This window comes from Pedobacter cryoconitis (assembly GCF_014200595.1).
GTDB lineage: Bacteria > Bacteroidota > Bacteroidia > Sphingobacteriales > Sphingobacteriaceae > Pedobacter > Pedobacter cryoconitis_C.
The window spans coordinates 170,305-187,515 of sequence record NZ_JACHCG010000004.1 but is presented as its reverse complement, the minus strand read 5'-3'; the positions used below and the strand labels follow the sequence as shown (position 1 = coordinate 187,515).

16 protein-coding genes and 2 tRNA genes are annotated in these 17,211 nt (G+C 40.3%); 13 read left to right on the top strand and 5 right to left on the bottom strand.

The genetic code is table 11. The features are described from left to right. Positions 1–34 precede the first annotated feature (34 nt). Together HDE70_RS20550 and HDE70_RS20545 are read left to right on the top strand one after the other, a co-directional pair. A tRNA-Phe gene (locus HDE70_RS20550) sits at positions 35–107 on the top strand. 620 nt (positions 108–727) lie between these two features. Continuing rightward, positions 728–901 carry a hypothetical protein gene (locus tag HDE70_RS20545; RefSeq protein WP_183891710.1) on the top strand — a complete coding sequence of 58 codons (174 nt, stop codon included), beginning with the start codon at positions 728–730 and terminating at the stop codon, positions 899–901. 223 nt (positions 902–1,124) lie between these two features. On the opposite strand, the gene HDE70_RS20540 is transcribed toward HDE70_RS20545, so the two are convergent. From HDE70_RS20540 to HDE70_RS20530, 3 genes are all read right to left on the bottom strand, one after another. Next, on the bottom strand, positions 1,125–2,552 hold the full coding sequence (locus HDE70_RS20540) for a hypothetical protein (RefSeq protein WP_183891709.1): 1,428 nt from the start codon (positions 2,550–2,552) through the stop codon (positions 1,125–1,127). Positions 2,553–2,601: 49 nt separating this feature from the next. Continuing rightward, positions 2,602–3,429, bottom strand: a complete 828-nt coding sequence (locus tag HDE70_RS20535; protein WP_183891708.1) for a porin family protein — start codon at positions 3,427–3,429, stop codon at positions 2,602–2,604. Between the two features lie 124 nt (positions 3,430–3,553). After that, positions 3,554–4,468 (bottom strand): AraC family transcriptional regulator, encoded by a 915-nt coding sequence (locus tag HDE70_RS20530; RefSeq protein ID WP_260161566.1) that lies wholly within the window; start codon positions 4,466–4,468, stop codon positions 3,554–3,556. A gap of 166 nt (positions 4,469–4,634) precedes the next feature. Between HDE70_RS20530 and HDE70_RS20525 the strand changes: the two genes are divergently transcribed. The 4 genes from HDE70_RS20525 (at position 4,635) to HDE70_RS20510 (ending at position 7,795) form a co-directional block, all read left to right on the top strand. Then, positions 4,635–6,128, top strand: coding sequence for an aldehyde dehydrogenase family protein (locus HDE70_RS20525; protein WP_183891707.1), 1,494 nt, complete (start codon positions 4,635–4,637; stop codon positions 6,126–6,128). Positions 6,129–6,155: 27 nt separating this feature from the next. After that, positions 6,156–7,223 carry a 2,3-butanediol dehydrogenase gene (locus HDE70_RS20520; protein WP_260161564.1) on the top strand — a complete coding sequence of 356 codons (1,068 nt, stop codon included), beginning with the start codon at positions 6,156–6,158 and terminating at the stop codon, positions 7,221–7,223. A gap of 2 nt (positions 7,224–7,225) precedes the next feature. After that, positions 7,226–7,606, top strand: a complete 381-nt coding sequence (locus tag HDE70_RS20515; RefSeq protein ID WP_183891706.1) for a DUF779 domain-containing protein — start codon at positions 7,226–7,228, stop codon at positions 7,604–7,606. Between the two features lie 116 nt (positions 7,607–7,722). Continuing rightward, positions 7,723–7,795 (top strand) — tRNA-Phe (locus HDE70_RS20510). 723 nt (positions 7,796–8,518) lie between these two features. Here the strand turns inward: HDE70_RS20510 and HDE70_RS20505 are convergent. Beyond that, positions 8,519–8,740 carry a hypothetical protein gene (locus tag HDE70_RS20505; RefSeq protein ID WP_183891705.1) on the bottom strand — a complete coding sequence of 74 codons (222 nt, stop codon included), beginning with the start codon at positions 8,738–8,740 and terminating at the stop codon, positions 8,519–8,521. Positions 8,741–8,903: 163 nt separating this feature from the next. Here HDE70_RS20505 and HDE70_RS20500 point away from each other — a divergent pair, with 163 nt between their 5' ends. From HDE70_RS20500 to HDE70_RS20470, 7 genes are all read left to right on the top strand, one after another. After that, complete coding sequence (locus HDE70_RS20500; RefSeq protein WP_183865848.1) at positions 8,904–9,404, top strand: ester cyclase; 501 nt, start codon at positions 8,904–8,906, stop codon at positions 9,402–9,404. Positions 9,405–9,469: 65 nt separating this feature from the next. Next, a complete protein-coding gene (locus HDE70_RS20495) occupies positions 9,470–11,209 on the top strand; it encodes a GMC family oxidoreductase (protein WP_183865847.1) in 1,740 nt (579 codons plus the stop codon). Positions 11,210–11,220: 11 nt separating this feature from the next. Further along, positions 11,221–11,847: a gluconate 2-dehydrogenase subunit 3 family protein gene (locus HDE70_RS20490; protein WP_183865846.1), complete on the top strand. Its 627-nt coding sequence runs from the start codon at positions 11,221–11,223 to the stop codon at positions 11,845–11,847. A gap of 131 nt (positions 11,848–11,978) precedes the next feature. After that, entirely contained in the window at positions 11,979–13,292 is a 1,314-nt protein-coding gene (locus tag HDE70_RS20485; protein WP_183891704.1) for a gluconate:H+ symporter, read from the top strand. Between the two features lie 10 nt (positions 13,293–13,302). Continuing rightward, positions 13,303–13,776: a RidA family protein gene (locus HDE70_RS20480; RefSeq protein WP_183865844.1), complete on the top strand. Its 474-nt coding sequence runs from the start codon at positions 13,303–13,305 to the stop codon at positions 13,774–13,776. Further along, on the top strand, positions 13,769–14,890 hold the full coding sequence (locus HDE70_RS20475) for a D-TA family PLP-dependent enzyme (RefSeq protein ID WP_260161560.1): 1,122 nt from the start codon (positions 13,769–13,771) through the stop codon (positions 14,888–14,890). Before HDE70_RS20480 ends, HDE70_RS20475 begins: the two co-directional genes overlap by 8 nt. An 11-nt stretch (positions 14,891–14,901) precedes the next feature. Then, complete coding sequence (locus tag HDE70_RS20470) at positions 14,902–15,972, top strand: dipeptidase (protein WP_183891703.1); 1,071 nt, start codon at positions 14,902–14,904, stop codon at positions 15,970–15,972. Between the two features lie 83 nt (positions 15,973–16,055). On the opposite strand, the gene HDE70_RS20465 is transcribed toward HDE70_RS20470, so the two are convergent. Continuing rightward, positions 16,056–17,195, bottom strand: a complete 1,140-nt coding sequence (locus HDE70_RS20465) for an acyltransferase family protein (RefSeq protein WP_183891702.1) — start codon at positions 17,193–17,195, stop codon at positions 16,056–16,058. Between the last annotated feature and the right edge of the window lie 16 nt (positions 17,196–17,211).

The following is a 17,211-nucleotide window of genomic DNA, read 5'->3' as shown; positions in this document are numbered from 1 at the left end:
GAGGGGAACATGGTCAAACATGTTGAAATAAGATGGTGCGGTAGCTCAGTCGGTAGAGCAAAGGATTGAAAATCCTTGTGTCGCCGGTTCGATCCCGGCCCACACCACTTCTTCTAAAAGCTTCAGAGAAATCTGGAGCTTTTTTGTTTTCAAAGGTTTTTTATTTTGGATAACATACTGTGCAGGGGTAAGTCTTGATATGGATCAAGTCATCAACTTGTGAAGCAGTCTCTTTTTTAAGCATAAATTTTTGACACGCTAAACAGAAAGTCTTTGCTGTCACGGATGCGCTTATGCCTGTGGAAGTTGCGCTGAAAGCTTTCAATTTGCATGGGAATGACTCAGGGGAAACAAGTCCGGGCTGTTAGTAAATAAATTCAAAACAGCTAAATAACAGATCTATATCGGCCGGGTACTGCCTGAGTACTGTCCGAGTACTCGTTAGGGTAAGAGCAATGCTAAAGCAACGTGAGAGCATGGCAAGTCCAAGTCAAAACAACTAGTTGAAATGACTTAGAGTTGTCATACTCCCGGGCTGGTTACGGCCTGCACTTACACCGACCACCACTCAGGCACAACTCAAGCACAACTAACTGAAGCTTCATAAACCTTATGATTTTTCCTTTGACTAAGGCATGGACAACTACGGACAATTGCAGACTGCTGCGGACAATTACGGACATTGTCTACTCCTGATGATGCACTTTAACATTAATGATTTACATTTATGGAAAAGCATTTATTTATTATGGGAAGTTTAACGGGTAAATTTTTAAAGGGAATCCTAGGCGATTTCATTTTTAAAGCAGCAGTTTGGAGTACTGGTTGTTTCAAAAGTTCTGTACCGGGCATAATGAAACAATCAATGGAAACCGAAAAAGGCATCAGAGAACTTTCGTAAAAGTAGCAAGCCTGGAAAAATCAGGAAGTAATCATCTTATTAAAGAATCTTAACCAGTTGCTTTGAACTCAAAAAATATCAAACCCAAAACTTGAAATTTAATCCCTAATCCGCAAGTTTATGACTTGATCCCTTGATATTGGAAAACATAACATAAAAAAAGAGAAGGCTTCCTGGGAAACCCTCTCTTTTTTTATGTTAAACTAAATATGTTGGCTATTAACTAGTATACTTGTTTTACTCTGCTATCGCCAGAACCGTAGTAAAAGTTGACAACTTTTTTGTCACCTTTATTACTTAGTAAGTAACTATTGGTTACGTATCTGTTTGATGCTATGTTTAGATTTGAACTATTACCTAGTGCAGAGTAGTATGAATCATATGGCACAGCCTTTAAAATAACTCCTTTAGCGTCAGGTACTAAAACACCGGCATCATCTCTTTTAAGATGAATATAGCCATTTCCACCTTCAGCAGAGTAAGTATAAGCTATCTTTCCATTAGACCCTATGTTAGCCATTAATTTAGGAGCCGATTGTATTGTATTTCCCGTTATGTCAACTATTTCTACATCAATTTTGGTATTGGCATCGTAGGTATATAAACCCATGTCGACATTACCATTTTGGGTATTAGTACTGTTGATATTAAGTTTTTCTACCTGAAATTTGTCACCTAAAGTAGATAACAACACCTGGTTGTAATAACTGTAATTAGTATTTCCTGGAATGTATAGAATTTTACCAGCCTTATCAGGTGTAGCTTTAAAGTAATAAGCGCTATATACTGCTGGAACCGGAGCATTGTAACTATTCACATTAAAATAAGTTTTTACTGTAGTTAACCTTGGTAAGCTACTTGGAAATGAAGTTACAGCATTATCTTCTGTTGCGTTTACATAAAGCTTTTGATCGGCAGAGATTTGTTCAAATGTAAGTGTATATCCGTTTGGAGCAGCAGGAACTTTAATACTGTAAACACCAGCTGCATCAGTATATGTTGGAAAATAAACAGTATAAGACTCTGAAGAATTTGTAGGAATGTTTGCAGCAGCTGTCACTAATACTTTGGCCCCTACTTTTTCTGGAATATTATTTGTTAAATCTGTTTCAATATAAAGACTACCAGTAATCTCATTTGTTAAATCTGTAGTATTCCACAATTTCACATTGCTATTACCAGCAAACTGTTGTGAAATCTGAGTTGCAGCGTATCCGGTTTTTGAAACCAGGAAAGTACTTGTTGGGAATAGATATAAGGCTGTAAAAGTAACTATACCCTGTGCATTTGTTTTTGCTGCGAATATTTTTCCTTCAGAAGATACTGTAACATCAGCATCTGCAAGTGGAGCATTAGAGATCACATCAACAACTCTTACCGTATAATCTTGCTTTCTAGCAGCGATATTACTTTTTATTTTCAAACTATCATTCAGCTTTAACTGTTCAAGAGCAGCTGTATTGATTAATTGCTGCATAGCAGTTGCACCCTTTTGTTTTAATATTTCAAGATCAAGTTCATGCTGATATTTTAAATTCAGCAGGTCTTTTTGGGCATTGATGGCATCATTCTCGTTGAACTTATCCTTACTGCAACCTGCAATCAGAATAGCGAGCGCTATAACCGTTAAAATAGTAAATTTTGGCTTCATATTATGCTTATTTATTTAAGTAAATTGGATTTTTTGATTGAATGGAACTCTATTTAAGAGTTGATAGCGGCATAATGATGCCTAGTTTTGTAAGGAAAGAGTTTGCTCTGATATTTGTTCCAAACCCCACTTTTTCCATATAAGAATATTTGTCCCTTGCTGATGACAAGCCATTTAAATATCTCATGTCTATAAGCAGGAGGAATCTTGAAGTCAAAGGCAACTTTAAATTCGCGCCTACTATTAAGTTGAACCTTGAAGCATTGAATAAGTTGCCCGCATTCTGTGAAGCATTAACTGTCGCAATAATATCTTCTCCCGGTAGAAGGTCGCCGGTTTTCTGATAGCGTTCGTTTACATTATAAGTGTATGCATAACTTCCACCAACATAGACCGAAGGTTTCCATAGCTGTTTAAGCTTAAATGTATAATTAAGTAAAAGAGGGATCTCGATACTATTCAGTTTATAAGAACTGTTCTTCACATTTTTAGTCTCAAAACTTTCTGGTAAACCAAACCTCGTGTCATCCTTGAAACGGATCATACTTCCACCTTGCTGCAAAGAATTTACTTCTAATTGCAGGCTTATTTCCTTAACCAACTTGTAGTTAACTGAAATTCCGGCAGTATATCCTGTATTTGATCCAGTTTGAGGCTGTCCTTTAGTGAAGTGGTTTAAACTTAACCCAGCAGCTATACCAACTTCTAATTTATTTTTTAAAGAGTCAGAAAATTTGCTGTGTTTATTGGTTTCCTTAGTTTTTTGAGCAGAAGCAATATTAATAAGAAATAATATTGATGTTGTTGTTAAAAGAAAAACACGTGATGATTTAAAAATTGCCTGAGCAATAAAATTAATTTTAATATATGATAACATTTTGAGCGCTAAGTGGTTTATTTTCTTGGAGCGCAAATGTATTGAATTGTTTGTTAAATATGATTTTTGCCGGCAAATAAATTTTTGCAAGAGAACTTCCTGATAAATTTATAAGCTGGTAATATTATAGCGCAGATAATTGCAATTGATAACTTCCGGGAGTAATACCCTCAAGTTTTTTGAATACACGGATAAAGTAATTAGCATCACTGAATCCAAGCTCATAACTGACCGCAGCAATCTTTGAACCAGGTGTAGCAAGCATTTGTTTCGCGCGGTTTATCTTTTCGGTTAAGATAAAATCATTTGGACTGATACCGAGTTCCCGTTTAAATAATCTGTAAAAAGTAGCTTTGCTCATGCAAGCCTTACTACTTAAGCTATTGATGCTTATTTTCTCATTCAGATTAGCTTTAATATAACCAATTACAAAAGCCAGGGGATTATGATTCGTATCAGTGCGGCCAATGGTCTTTAAATTTTGTGTCTGCATAATCCTGACCAGTAATTCCTTTAAGGTCAAATCTGCCAGTACATCTTTCTCTTTTGACTCCTCCGCACAAATGCGGATAATCTTATTAATTAAAAATGAGATCTCTTCATTGTTGTAAAAATGATATTCCTCATAATTCAAAGACCACTGCTGACCAGCGGTAGTTTTAGGAAAATACTCATTCAGATAACGGATAGTCTGTTTAATCTGGTCGTTGTCTATGGCCAATGCAATACATTGTGCAGGATTGTGATCGGAAGCCCCGGGGAAATCTATTTCCATTGTTTGGGAAGGGCGGACAATGACAGTCTCTCCTGGCAAATAATCGAAACCCTGCTGATCACCAAGATGCATTACCTTTTTACCGCGCAACATGCTGGTGATGACAAAATCATTGAAAGTCAAAGGTACTTTATACGACTCAGAATAAGTTTCAAACACGTTCAGCTCACAGCGTTCCAGTGTATAGGCTGTTCTGTTTTCTACCAGGGTTTGTAAATTCGCTTCCTTACTCAGCTCAACAAGATTTAATTTATGCTGCATCATGACCTATAGGTTTTGGTTAGTACTAAGGGCGTATACTCAAATATAACTTTATTTCAGTACGCTTACGTTTCTGCAACAATAATGCTACTACTTGCTACAATTGTCCTATCTCCGGTTTCAATTAGCTGTTACGTTTGCAGTAACCAAATCATAAATTCATATCCTCATGGAAAGACCGGCATTTAAATCTCATTATGATAATTTTATCGGAGGCAAGTTTGTACCGCCAGTAAAAGGTATCTATTTTGATAACATATCTCCTGTAGACGGGAAAGTATTTACAAAAGCAGCAAGATCAAGTAAAGAAGACGTGGAGCTGGCATTGGATGCCGCACACGAAGCTTTTAAAACGTGGAGTAAAAGTTCTCCAGCCTACAGAAGTAATATCCTGTTGAAAGTTGCGCAGAAAATAGAAGATAATTTAACTTACCTCGCCACAGTTGAAACCATCGACAATGGTAAAGCGATCAGAGAAACATTAGCTGCGGATTTGCCTCTTGTAGTAGATCACTTCAGATATTTTGCTGGTGTAATCAGAGGCGAGGAAGGTACTGTTGCAGAGCATGATGAACATACAGTAAGCATCGTGCTGCACGAGCCGATAGGCGTTGTAGCGCAGATTATACCCTGGAATTTTCCTTTGCTGATGGCTACCTGGAAAATAGCGCCGGCATTGGCTGCGGGCTGCTGTACGGTGGTTAAACCAGCAGAACAGACTCCAGTATCAATTATTATTTTAATGGAGCTGATTGGTGATATTCTTCCTCCAGGGGTATTAAATATTGTAAATGGTTATGGTCTGGAAGTCGGAAAACCACTGGCTACCTCTTCAAGAATCTCTAAAGTTGCCTTTACCGGCAGTACCACTTCAGGTCGTTTAATCATGCAATATGCTGCTGAAAACATTATTCCATCAACGATGGAGTTAGGCGGTAAATCACCAAATATATTTTTTGATTCTGTAGGCGCTCAGGATGATGAGTTCTTTGATAAAGCAGTAGAAGGAGCGGTGATGTTCGCACTGAACCAGGGTGAGGTCTGTACCTGTCCATCCCGTTTATTGATACAGGAAGGCCTTTATGATAAATTTATCAGTCGTGTTATTGAACGGACAAAGGCCATCAAAACATTAAACCCATTGGATCAGGAAAGTATGATGGGCGCGCAGACTTCCAATGAGCAGTATCAAAAAATATTATCTTATATCAAAATAGGAATCGAAGAAGGAGCAGAAGTACTGACCGGAGGAGGAATCAATAAATTACCTGGAGAGCTGGAAACAGGATACTATATTGAACCAACCATCTTTAAAGGGCATAACAAAATGCGGATTTTTCAGGAAGAAATATTTGGCCCGGTCCTTTGTGTAACAACATTTAAAACAGTAGAAGAAGCTATTGAAATTGCAAACGATACTTTATATGGGTTAGGTGCCGGCGTATGGACACGTGATGCACATGAGTTATATCAGGTGCCACGTGCTATCCAGGCTGGTCGTGTATGGGTGAACCAATATCACTCTTATCCTGCCCATGCGCCATTCGGTGGTTATAAAAAATCCGGATTCGGCAGAGAGAACCATAAAATGATGCTTGACCATTACCGAAGCGTTAAGAATATGCTGATCTCTTATGACAAGAACAAGCTAGGGTTCTTTTAAATTAATTATTATTAAACCATTTTATATATGTCAGTTCCTGTTATGAAAGCTGCCCGTTGGTATGCCGCTAAAGATATTAGAGTAGAAGATGCCCCAATACCCTCCACTGGTAGTAAACAAGTGAAAATAGAAGTGCAGTACGCGGGTATTTGTGGTTCTGATTTGCATGAATATGCACACGGGCCTATGTTGATTCCTGCTGATGTGCCCTATCCTTTAAACGGACATATTGGCGTAACCACTTTAGGTCATGAATTCTCGGGCGTGGTTACCGAAGTTGGAAAAGAAGTCAGGCAAGTGAAAGTAGGGGACAGAGTAGTTGTAGAACCTCTTTTTAGAAATCCTGAAAGCCCCTTTATTGTGACTGGTGAGTATAATCTGTCAGAACCACTGGGCTTTGTCGGACTGACCTCGAACGGTGGTTTTGCGAAGTTTGTTGTCGTAGAAGATTATATGGTACATCCTATTCCTGACAGCATGAGCTTTGAGCAGGGAGCATTGGTTGAACCAGCTGCGGTAGCTGTATATGCGGTAAAAAGCAGTGGATTAAAGCTCGGACAGTCTTGTGTTATATTTGGGGCCGGACCGATTGGGTTACTCTGTGTACAGGCTGCAATTGCAGCTGGTGCTGCAACCGTGATTGTTGTAGACGTTGCCGAAAAACGTTTAGAGAAAGCGCTTGAAATTGGCGCTACCCAGGTCATCAATGGAAAAGAGAAAGATGTGTCAGCTCAGGTTAAGCAATTAACTGCTGGTGGTGCGGATATTTATATTGATGCGGCAGGTGTGCAGGCAACTTATGATGCTGGAATTGCTAGTTTAAAAAATGGAGGTACTGCTTTATTAGTCGCTCTTTTTGGAAAACCGGTCACAACGAACGCTTTTGATCAGGTTGTGCGTGAAATTACCATTAAGGGGACTATAGCTTACCGGAACATCTTTCCAGAAGTAATTCAGCTGATTCATACTGGCAGAATGCCTGTTGAAAAACTGGTAACTGCAAGAATTGAGCTTGAAAATATCGTAGAAGAAGGATTTGAAGCCTTGCTGAACAATCCTACACAGGTGAAAATATTGGTTAAAATTGCTAAATAATCATGAGCAGCAAGAGAATCTTAGTGACAGAAAAAGCCATAGGTGTAATCAATCAGTTGAAAGCAGAATATGGTGAGTTATTTTTTCATCAGAGCGGGGGATGTTGTGAAGGGTCCTATCCACATTGTTTTGAAAAAGGAGGTTTTCTGATCGGATCTAACGATGTTTGTCTTGGAGAAATTGAAGGATGCAAGTTTTATATGGCTGGAGATCAGTTTGAATACTGGAAACACACCCAGCTTACTTTAGATGTTATGGAAGGGAGGGCCGCTGGTTTCTCCCTTGAATCAACTTTAGATATGGGGTTTATCATACATTCAAGGCTGTTTACTGAAGAAGAGTTGAAGACACTGGAGCCTGTAAATTCTGACTCAGAAGAATAAAAATGCATTTATTTTAAATAAAATGCACTAACCATTTTGAAATCCAAAAAAAGAAACTACATTTGCAGCCCACCAACCGAGGTGGGGCATGATTGAAATCATGTTAATAAAAGGATGGTGCGGTAGCTCAGTCGGTAGAGCAAAGGATTGAAAATCCTTGTGTCGCCGGTTCGATCCCGGCCCACACCACAACTTAGAAAGCTCTATTTCATACGAAATAGAGCTTTTTTGTTTTCTGCCTGAATTTTTTACTGATCCAAAATTCATTTTATAGGGATCAATTCATAATGTACTCCAAACTGCTGCTTTAAAAATGAAACCGCCCAGGATTCCCTTTGAAAATTTACCCGTTAAACTTCCCATAATAAATAAATGCTTTTCCACCAATGTAAGCTATTCGCGTTAAAGATTATCCGGATGCGTAAAAAATGTCCGCAATTGTCCGCAGCTGTCTGCAATTGTCCGCAGTTGTCTGTGGGTTAGTCAAAGGGAAAATTATAATTTCATTAATCTTCATCCGGTTATGACCTAAGTTGTGCCTGAATAGAGATCGGAGTGATACCAGGTTGTAAACAGCCTTTAAGCATACGTACTCTAAGTCATTTCAACTAGTTGTTTTGACTTGGACTTGCCATGGACTCACGTTACTTTAGCATTGCTCTTACCCTAACGAGTACCCGGGCAGTACTCAGGCAGTACCCGGCCGGTATAGAGTTATTATTTAGCTATTTTGAATTTATTTACTAACAGCCCGGCCTTGTTTCGGCCGGGTCATTCCCATGCAAATTGAAAGCTTTCAGCGCAACTTCCACAGGCATAAGAGCATCCGTGATCTCAAAGACTTTCTGTTGAGCATGTCAAAAATTTATGCTTAAAAAAAAACCTGCTCCAAAAGTTGATGACTTGATCCTTTTATACTTCCTCTTTATCTCTTTTTACATGGTCTGCGAGCTTGAAGCCAGTATCACTACCCTCACTCTTATCGTCCAGAAATAATAACACTACTAAAGAGATGATTGGAATAAGAAAGGAAATGAAAAACCAGAACCAAAAACTTCTTCCCTGGCTTTTTGCAAAAATCCCGGCAATAGTTTGTGGTAATAGTAAACCCATTAATAAGAGCAGTTCGGCCATAAATAATGCTAAATAAACAGCCTGATAAAGCTAATGATATTTTAAATCATTCATAAAACCATTGTAGAAAATTAATACTAAACCTGATAGGCAGAACCTATCCGGCCTTATCTTTGTTTGTAGAATACCGAACCAATTTAAGGTTCCCATAACAAATAGAAAGATGGAAACTCAACTTGAACAAAACAAAACAGTAGTCAAGCGCTTTAATCTCGAAGTCATTGAACAAGGTAACCTGGAAAGCTTTAAAGAATTGATGGATGACCAGTTTATTAACCATACCGCCCCTGAAGGAAGTGATAACGGTCCGGGAGGAATGATTTATACATTTAATCAAGTCTTAAGACCCGCCTTTCCTGACCTTAAAGTTACGATCTATGATCAGATTGCAGAAGGAGAGCTGGTGACTACCCGTAAAACAATTACAGGAACACACAACGGTACTTTCATGGGAATGCCGCCTACCGGAAAAAAAGTTGCCATTCAGGTCATTGATATTGTAAAGATTGTAAACGGTAAATACAGTGAACACTGGGGCATAAATACGCTTTCTACCGTGCTCACGCAACTTGCTACAGACTATGTCATTAAACAGCCGGTTATTACTCATCCTGAGACTGAATCCATCATCAGTAACTTATTTGATAAAAATTCCAAAATTTAGAATTTAATACTAAATTACATACGCCAAATACGAGCTAAAACCATTTAATAATAAAAGCAGGTAGTATGAACGAATTTCAAATTAAAAAGTCAGACGTCGAATATGACGCCATAATAGTTGGATCCGGAGCGGGTGGGGGTATGGCAGGATACGTGCTGGCCAATGCCGGTCAAAAAGTGCTGATGCTTGAAGCAGGTGCCTATTTTGATCCACGTCTGGATGCGCAGCAACTAAAATGGCCATGGGAATCTCCAAGACGTGGTGCAGGAACTGTACGCCCGTTCGGAGATTTTGATGCTGCTTATGGAGGTTGGGAACTTGATGGAGAACCTTACACCCAAAAGAACAATTCTGAATTCGCCTGGTTCCGTTCAAGGATGCTGGGAGGAAGGACCAACCACTGGGGGCGTATCTCTTTGAGGATGGGACCAGAGGATTTTAAGTGTAAAGACGGACTGACAGACAACTGGCCTATAACTTATGAGGAAATCAAGCCATTTTATGATAAAGTAGACCGGTTAATCGGGATCTACGGTACTGTAGAAGGTATAGAAAGCGAGCCTGATGGTATTTTCATGGCGCCGCCGAAACCAAGATTAAATGAGCTGTTTATTAAAAAAGCAGCTAAAAAGAATGGCGTAACCGTTATTCCGGGCCGCGGATCAGTATTAACAGAAGCATTACCAAATAATAAAGATCGTGCCCCTTGTTTCTATTGTGGGCAATGCGGCAGAAGCTGTAAAGTTTACGGTGACTTTTCTTCCTCATCCTGCCTGGTTATACCAGCAGTAAAAACAGGGAACCTGACCGTGATCACCAATGCAATGGTACGTGAAGTACTTACAGATAAAGGTGGTCTGGCTACCGGTGTATCTTATGTAGATAAGACTACGATGGAAGAACATCAGGTTAGAGGGAAAGTAGTTATCCTTGGCGCCAGTGCCTGCGAATCTGCCCGTTTGTTGTTAAACTCTAAATCAGTGGCCCACCCTAATGGTCTGGCTAATAACAGCAACGTAGTCGGTAAATACTTACATGACTCAACTGGTGCAAGTTTAAGTGGATTTCTGCCACAACTCATGGACCGTAAACGTTATAACGAAGATGGAGTAGGTAGTGTGCACATTTACTCTCCATGGTGGCTAGACAATAAAAAACTGGACTTTCCGCGTGGTTACCATATCGAATACGGCGGTGGATTACATATGCCGGGCTACGGCTTTGGTGGTGGCATAGAGAACATGAATGGTGCTGTACCCGCAAGAGACGGTAAAATGAAAGAAGCAGGTGGATACGGTATTGGTTTAAAAGACGATTACAGACGTTTCTTTGGTACACAAGTAGGTATGGCCGGACGTGGAACAGCGATCGCCAGAGAATCTAATTACTGTGAAATAGACCCTAAAGTAGTGGACAAATACGGTATCCCTGTATTACGTTTTAACTATAAATGGGCTGTTGAAGAAGTAAAACAAGCTAAACACATGCAGGAGACCTTCCAGGAAATGATGCATACCATGGGCGCTATTGTGACTTCAAAAGTTCATGGGCCGGAAGATAATTATGGATTAGAAGCCCCGGGTAAAATTATCCATGAGGTAGGTACCGTAAGGATGGGAGATGATCCAAAAAAATCTGCTTTAAATAAATGGTGCCAGGCACACGATTGTAAAAATCTGTTTGTGGTGGATGCTGCCCCTTTTGTACAACAGGGTGATAAAAATGCAACGTGGACAATTCTGGCCCTATCGATGCGTACAGCAGAATATATCCTTGCAGAAAAGAAAAAATTAAACCTGAGCTAACCAAAATAGACATGAACAGACGTGAATCACTCAAAGCCTTAGGCTTAACGGCTATAAGTTCAGCAGTATTGCTGGAAGCTTGTAAACCAGGAGCGCTTAAAACAGATAAAGCAGCAGATGAAAAAGCTGCTGCTCAACCAGGCAGAGAAGCTTTCGAAGTAGAAAGAGACAATGCTTTAAATGCAGCAAAGTTCTTCAATGCACATGAGATGGCTACTATTGCAATCCTTTCAGATATTATCATTCCAAAGGATGGAAAATCAGGAAGTGCCACAGATGCTAAAGTGCCGGAATTTATTGAATTTATCGTTAAAGATATTCCCGACCACCAGATACCTATGCGTGGCGGATTAAAATGGCTGGACATCCAGTGCCTTAACCGTTTTCAGCAAACATTTAAAGACGCGTCAGAAAAACAGCGTATTGAGATGGTCGAAGACATTGCCTACCCGAAAAAAGTTAAACCTGGAATGCAGCAGGGAGCCGCTTTTTTCAGCCTGATGAGAGATCTGACGGCCTCTGGATTTTTCACCACAGAAATGGGTGTAAAAGATTTGGGATATGTAGGTAATGTACCTAACAAATGGACTGGAGTACCTGCCGATGTATTGAAGCAGTACGGAATGGAGAACGTTTAATTCTAACACTTTATATTGGAGGCTGCTAAATTTCTGATGAAAATTCAGGAATAAGCGGCCTCTTTTTTTATTGGGATTTCCTCTCCTGTTGCCTTTAATCTTTGTATCTTATCTGATCTAAAAAGAGCCAAATGACCCTGATTATTGTACTGCTTTGTATCCTTTTATTAATTATAATGGTGTCCGCCATGCGGATCAATGCTTTTCTTTCTTTCCTGATCGTATCTATCATTGCAGGCATAGCGCTGGGTATCCCGCTAAATAAAATTGCTGGTTCAGTTGAAAAGGGAATAGGCGATGTACTGGGCTCATTACTTATCATTATTACCGTAGGGGCCATGCTGGGAAAACTGGTTGCTGATAGTGGGGCAGCCCAGCGGATCGCTGCTGTAATTATGAAGATCTGCGGAGAAAAATACATTCAATGGGGAGTAGTGGTGACCGGATTTTTAATTGGTATCCCACTCTTTTACGGAATTGGATTTGTATTAATGATTCCGTTAATCTTTTCTGTAGTCTATAAATATAAACTGCCCGCAATATATATCGGTCTGCCCATGCTGGCAGCACTTTCTGTGACCCATGGATTTCTTCCGCCGCATCCCTCACCATCTGCTTTAGTGATACAATTTAAAGCGAATATGGGGCTTACCTTGTTGTACGGTTTAATTGTTGCTATACCCGCAATTGTGATTGGCGGGCCTCTTTTTGCCAGAACACTCAAAAACATTCCTTCTACTCCATTAAAAAGTTTTGTTCCTGCCGATAAACCTGAGGACGAATTGCCAGGAACTTTCAATAGTTTCTTTACTGCTCTTTTACCGGTTTTATTACTCGTTGTTGCTTCGGTATTATCTTTCTCCGCTAAACAATTACCCGGACTAAATAACCTGATGGGGCTTGCAGGCGAATCAAATGTGGTCATGCTGATTGCTTTAATTACCGCAACACTGACTCTTGGGATTTTCCAGGGAAAGAAAATGACCTATATCATGGAGCTCTATGGAGAAGCTATTAAAGATGTAGCCCTTATTCTGCTGATTATTGGCGGTTCGGGTGCATTAAAACAAGTACTCGTAGACAGTGGCGTCAGTGCACAAATCGCAGTGATGTTAAAAGAACTGCATATGCAACCACTGTTCCTTGGCTGGCTCATTACTGCTGTCATCCGTTTTTGTGTCGGTTCAGCTACAGTGGCCGGCTTAACCACCGCAGGTATTATCTTACCGCTGATGGTGGCTACGAACACCAATCCCAATCTGATGGTACTCGCAGTAGGGGCCGGGAGCTTAATGTTCTCTCACGTAAACGATGCCGGATTCTGGATGTTTAAAGAATATTTTAACCTTAGTCTGAAAAATACGTTTAAATCATGGGCATTGATGGAATCAATAGTTGGAACAGCAGGACTGATCGGCGTACTTTTATTAAATCAAATTATCTAAATAATATACAATGGAAAACTTAAGTGCAGAAGCGCAATTTGCAAAATCAGGATTAACGCTGCCACCAGCACCAACACCTCTTGGAGTTTATAAACCATATTTGATTGATGGTAAATACCTTTACTTGTCCGGACACGGGCCTGTGAATGACGATAAAAGCCTGATTATTGGCCGTATCGGTGCTGATCTTACTCAGGAGGAAGGTAAACTGGCAGCAAGACAAGTTGGTCTGACCATGTTATCCACCATTAAAACTAACCTGGGTACACTGAACCGGGTAAAAAGAGTGATCAAAGTTTTAGGCATGGTCAATTGTACACCGGACTTCGAAAAACACCCTTTTATTATCAACGGATGCAGTGAATTATTTGCACAAGTATGGGGAGAAGAAAACGGAATAGGTACACGCAGTGCTGTAGGCTTTGGTTCATTGCCTGATAATATTCCGGTAGAAATTGAGGCGATGTTCGAATTGCATGAGTAATATGGCAGCAGACTGGTATTTAATTGATGAAGTGGAACAGCTGGACTCGCCAGCCCTGGTATTCTACCAGGAAAGAATAACTGCAAATATTGAAAAATTAAAGCAGCACATTCCTGCCATAAACAGGCTGAGACCACATGTTAAAACCCATAAAACAGTAGAAATTACGCAGCAGTTATTAGCTGCCGGGATCACTAAATTTAAATGTGCAACTATTGCCGAAGCAGAGATGCTTGGTCTTTGTAAAGCATCGGATGTGTTGTTAGCCTATCAACCTGTAGGGCCAAAGATTGACCGGTTTATTCAATTGATCAAAACCTATCCGGATACTGTGTTTTCTTGTCTGATTGATAATGAATCCTCTCTGAAAGAGATTGCCCATGCGGCGACAGTTTCAGGAGTGGTCATACCTGTTTTTCTTGACCTTAACGTCGGGATGAACAGAACTGGCATACTGCCGGACGAGCATGCATTGGCACTTTATGAAACTGCGGCAGCCGAAAAAGGTGTTGAAATTTTAGGGCTTCATGCTTATGACGGACACATTCATGATGCAGATTACGCATTAAGAGAAAAGCAGGCCGCTGTTATATTAGCGTCTATTGATAAATTAACCAGACAGCTTGTTGGGAAAGGGATGGCAGAGCCGGTGATTATTGCCGGAGGAACACCTACTTTCCCGATTTATGCAAAGCTGGACTCTATAGAATGCAGTCCTGGTACATTTGTATTATGGGATAAAGGCTATCAGGATGCTTTTGCAGAGCAGGATTATCTGACGGCAGCACTGGTGATTACCCGTGTTATTTCCTTAACATCTGCTACAAAGATCACGGTGGACCTCGGGCACAAAGCAGTAGCAGCAGAGAATTTATTAAAAAAGAGGGTTTATTTTTTGAATGCACCCACAGCAGAAGCCGTAAGCCAGAGCGAAGAACACCTGGTGCTGGAGCTGGGGTCAGGTCATGGTTTCCGGATCGGGGATATCCTGTATGGTTTACCAGTACATATCTGTCCTACAGTAGCACTTTACGGCAGTGCGAATATCATTAACAATCATAAACTAACAGAGGGGTGGAAGATAATTTCACGGGAGAGGAAGATTAATATTTAATTTTTAAGCTGATGTTTACTATAGATGCACACCTGGATTTAAGTATGAATGCGCTGGAATGGAACCGCGATTTGCGGTTGCCAATTGCTGCCATTAATGAAAGAGAAAAAGGATTAACAGATAAACCTGATCGTGCCAAAGCCGTAGTGTCTTTACCGGAGCTTCGGAAAGGTAAGATAGGTTTAGTCGTCGCTACCCAGATTGCACGTTATGTTGCCCCTGGGAATAACTTGCCCGGCTGGCATTCACCAGAACAGGCCTGGGCACAAACACAAGGTCAGCTGGCCTGGTATAAGGCCATGGAAGAAGCCGGGGAGATGGTACAGATCAATAACCTGCAAACACTCGAAAAGCATGTGCAGTTATGGGAGAACGATCAACCGGACGAACAGAAGCCCATCGGTTATATTTTAAGCCTCGAAGGTGCAGATTCTATCGTGACTATTCAGCATCTGGAACGCGCTCATGCCAATGGTCTTCGTGCAGTCGGACCGGCCCATTATGGCCCCGGACGGTATGCACAAGGTACAGATGCCACAGGTTTTATGGGTCCAAAAGGTCATGAACTGCTCAAAGAAATGGAACGTCTGAACATCATTCTGGATGCCACACATTTGTGCGATGACAGTTTCTGGGAAGCACTGGACCATTTTAACGGACATATCTGTGCATCTCATAACAATTGCAGAGCCTTAGTTAACCACAACCGTCAATATAGCGACGGGCAAATTAAAGCACTAATTACCCGTGGCGCAGTTATTGGCTTAGCACTTGATGCCTGGATGATGGTCCCAAACTGGGTTCGCGGACAGTCAACACCAAGAAGTATGAACTGTAACCTGGAAGTTATGGTGAACCATTTAGATCATATCTGCCAGATCGCTGGTAATACCTTACACGTAGGTATCGGATCGGATCTGGATGGTGCATTCGGAACAGAACAATGTCCATATGATGTGGAAAACATTGCCGATTTACAGAAGATACCTGCACTTTTAACAAAAAGAGGATATACAACTGAGGATATTAAAAACCTGATGCAGGGAAACTGGCTGCGGTTCCTCAGAAAAGCATGGCATTAAGCCAATCCATAACACGTTATTCACGTTGTAAACAAGTTATCCACATTTTATGTGGATAACTTGTTAGAGTTAAAATTAATAGCTTAGACTTTAATATAGATTTTGCGTCTGTCAAGTACATAACCTACCAGCCAACATACTAACATAAAGCTAATTGCAAATAGTAAGGAACCTATCGGCCCCGGTGCAATCACCTGAAAGAAATTAACATTTATCCACTTACTAAAATGGAATTGTGGAAAAAGTAAATCAATAATAATCAGTAATAAGTCTGAAACAATATAAATGAACAACGGGTTTTTCCCGAAAACCACGAAGAATTTTGTCCATTTGGTAGATTGTTTAACCTCAATAATATAAAGCAGGGCACCAATAATCATCAGGTCAAGTCCGGTGGTGACCAGTACGAAAGAACTGGTCCATAACTTTTTGTTAATAGGCAGTACAGCATTCCAGCATATTGCGATTAAGACGAATAAACTTCCCAGCAGAAAAAGTTTGGCAATGCTTTCATATCCTTTCCCTTTTTCCTGGATAAATTTACCGGCAAAGTATCCGATAATCACATTTACGATGGATGGAATTGTACTTAAAATCCCCTCGGGGTCAAAAGCAACATGTTTACCATTCATAAAATCACCATGATACAAATGAGAAGTTCCCATCACGAATTTATCCAGGTAATACCCTGCATTCCCTGTCATGGTTAATTCGGCACCAGGATCACCAAAAACTAATAAAAAAATCCAATAACCCACCAGAAAGAGCACACTCATCCAGATGACTGTTTTTCCTGATAGGTAATGGATCATTAGCGAAGCAATTCCAAAACACAGCGCTATTCTTTGTAAAACACCCAGAATACGGGTGTTTCTTATATCTGCAAATATGATATGCCCCTGGTTATCATGTTTGAAAAACGGAAACCAGTAGATCAGGAATCCGATAAGGAAAATGAGAAAAGTACGTTTGAATATTTTCAGCAGCACCTGGGAATTGTCCATCTGGCTGAATCTTTTCATAGAAAAGCTCATTGCATTCCCTACAGCGAAAAGAAACGAAGGGAAAACCAGGTCAGTAGGAGTGAACCCGTGCCAGGCGGCATGTTCAAGGATGCCAAAAGGTATTGCGCCCCTTCCGGGAGAATTTACAATGATCATGAAACATAAAGTCATGCCACGGAATACATCCAGGGAAAGAAAACGCTCGGTTAGTGGTTTCATAGGCTTATTAGGTTTA

Excerpts from the sequence above, each read along its gene's own strand:
- HDE70_RS20470 (WP_183891703.1), top strand. The coding sequence starts at position 14,902 with ATGTTTACTATAGATGCACACCTGGATTTAAGTATGAATGCGCTGGAA.
- HDE70_RS20475 (WP_260161560.1), top strand. The coding sequence starts at position 13,769 with ATGAGTAATATGGCAGCAGACTGGTATTTAATTGATGAAGTGGAACAG.
- HDE70_RS20535 (WP_183891708.1), bottom strand. The coding sequence starts at position 3,429 with ATGTTATCATATATTAAAATTAATTTTATTGCTCAGGCAATTTTTAAA.
- HDE70_RS20515 (WP_183891706.1), top strand. The coding sequence starts at position 7,226 with ATGAGCAGCAAGAGAATCTTAGTGACAGAAAAAGCCATAGGTGTAATC.
- HDE70_RS20520 (WP_260161564.1), top strand. The coding sequence starts at position 6,156 with ATGTCAGTTCCTGTTATGAAAGCTGCCCGTTGGTATGCCGCTAAAGAT.
- HDE70_RS20500 (WP_183865848.1), top strand. The coding sequence starts at position 8,904 with ATGGAAACTCAACTTGAACAAAACAAAACAGTAGTCAAGCGCTTTAAT.
- HDE70_RS20545 (WP_183891710.1), top strand. The coding sequence starts at position 728 with ATGGAAAAGCATTTATTTATTATGGGAAGTTTAACGGGTAAATTTTTA.
- HDE70_RS20530 (WP_260161566.1), bottom strand. The coding sequence starts at position 4,468 with ATGATGCAGCATAAATTAAATCTTGTTGAGCTGAGTAAGGAAGCGAAT.
- HDE70_RS20540 (WP_183891709.1), bottom strand. The coding sequence starts at position 2,552 with ATGAAGCCAAAATTTACTATTTTAACGGTTATAGCGCTCGCTATTCTG.
- HDE70_RS20505 (WP_183891705.1), bottom strand. The coding sequence starts at position 8,740 with ATGGCCGAACTGCTCTTATTAATGGGTTTACTATTACCACAAACTATT.
- HDE70_RS20525 (WP_183891707.1), top strand. The coding sequence starts at position 4,635 with ATGGAAAGACCGGCATTTAAATCTCATTATGATAATTTTATCGGAGGC.
- HDE70_RS20495 (WP_183865847.1), top strand. The coding sequence starts at position 9,470 with ATGAACGAATTTCAAATTAAAAAGTCAGACGTCGAATATGACGCCATA.
- HDE70_RS20490 (WP_183865846.1), top strand. The coding sequence starts at position 11,221 with ATGAACAGACGTGAATCACTCAAAGCCTTAGGCTTAACGGCTATAAGT.
- HDE70_RS20480 (WP_183865844.1), top strand. The coding sequence starts at position 13,303 with ATGGAAAACTTAAGTGCAGAAGCGCAATTTGCAAAATCAGGATTAACG.
- HDE70_RS20465 (WP_183891702.1), bottom strand. The coding sequence starts at position 17,195 with ATGAAACCACTAACCGAGCGTTTTCTTTCCCTGGATGTATTCCGTGGC.
- HDE70_RS20485 (WP_183891704.1), top strand. The coding sequence starts at position 11,979 with ATGACCCTGATTATTGTACTGCTTTGTATCCTTTTATTAATTATAATG.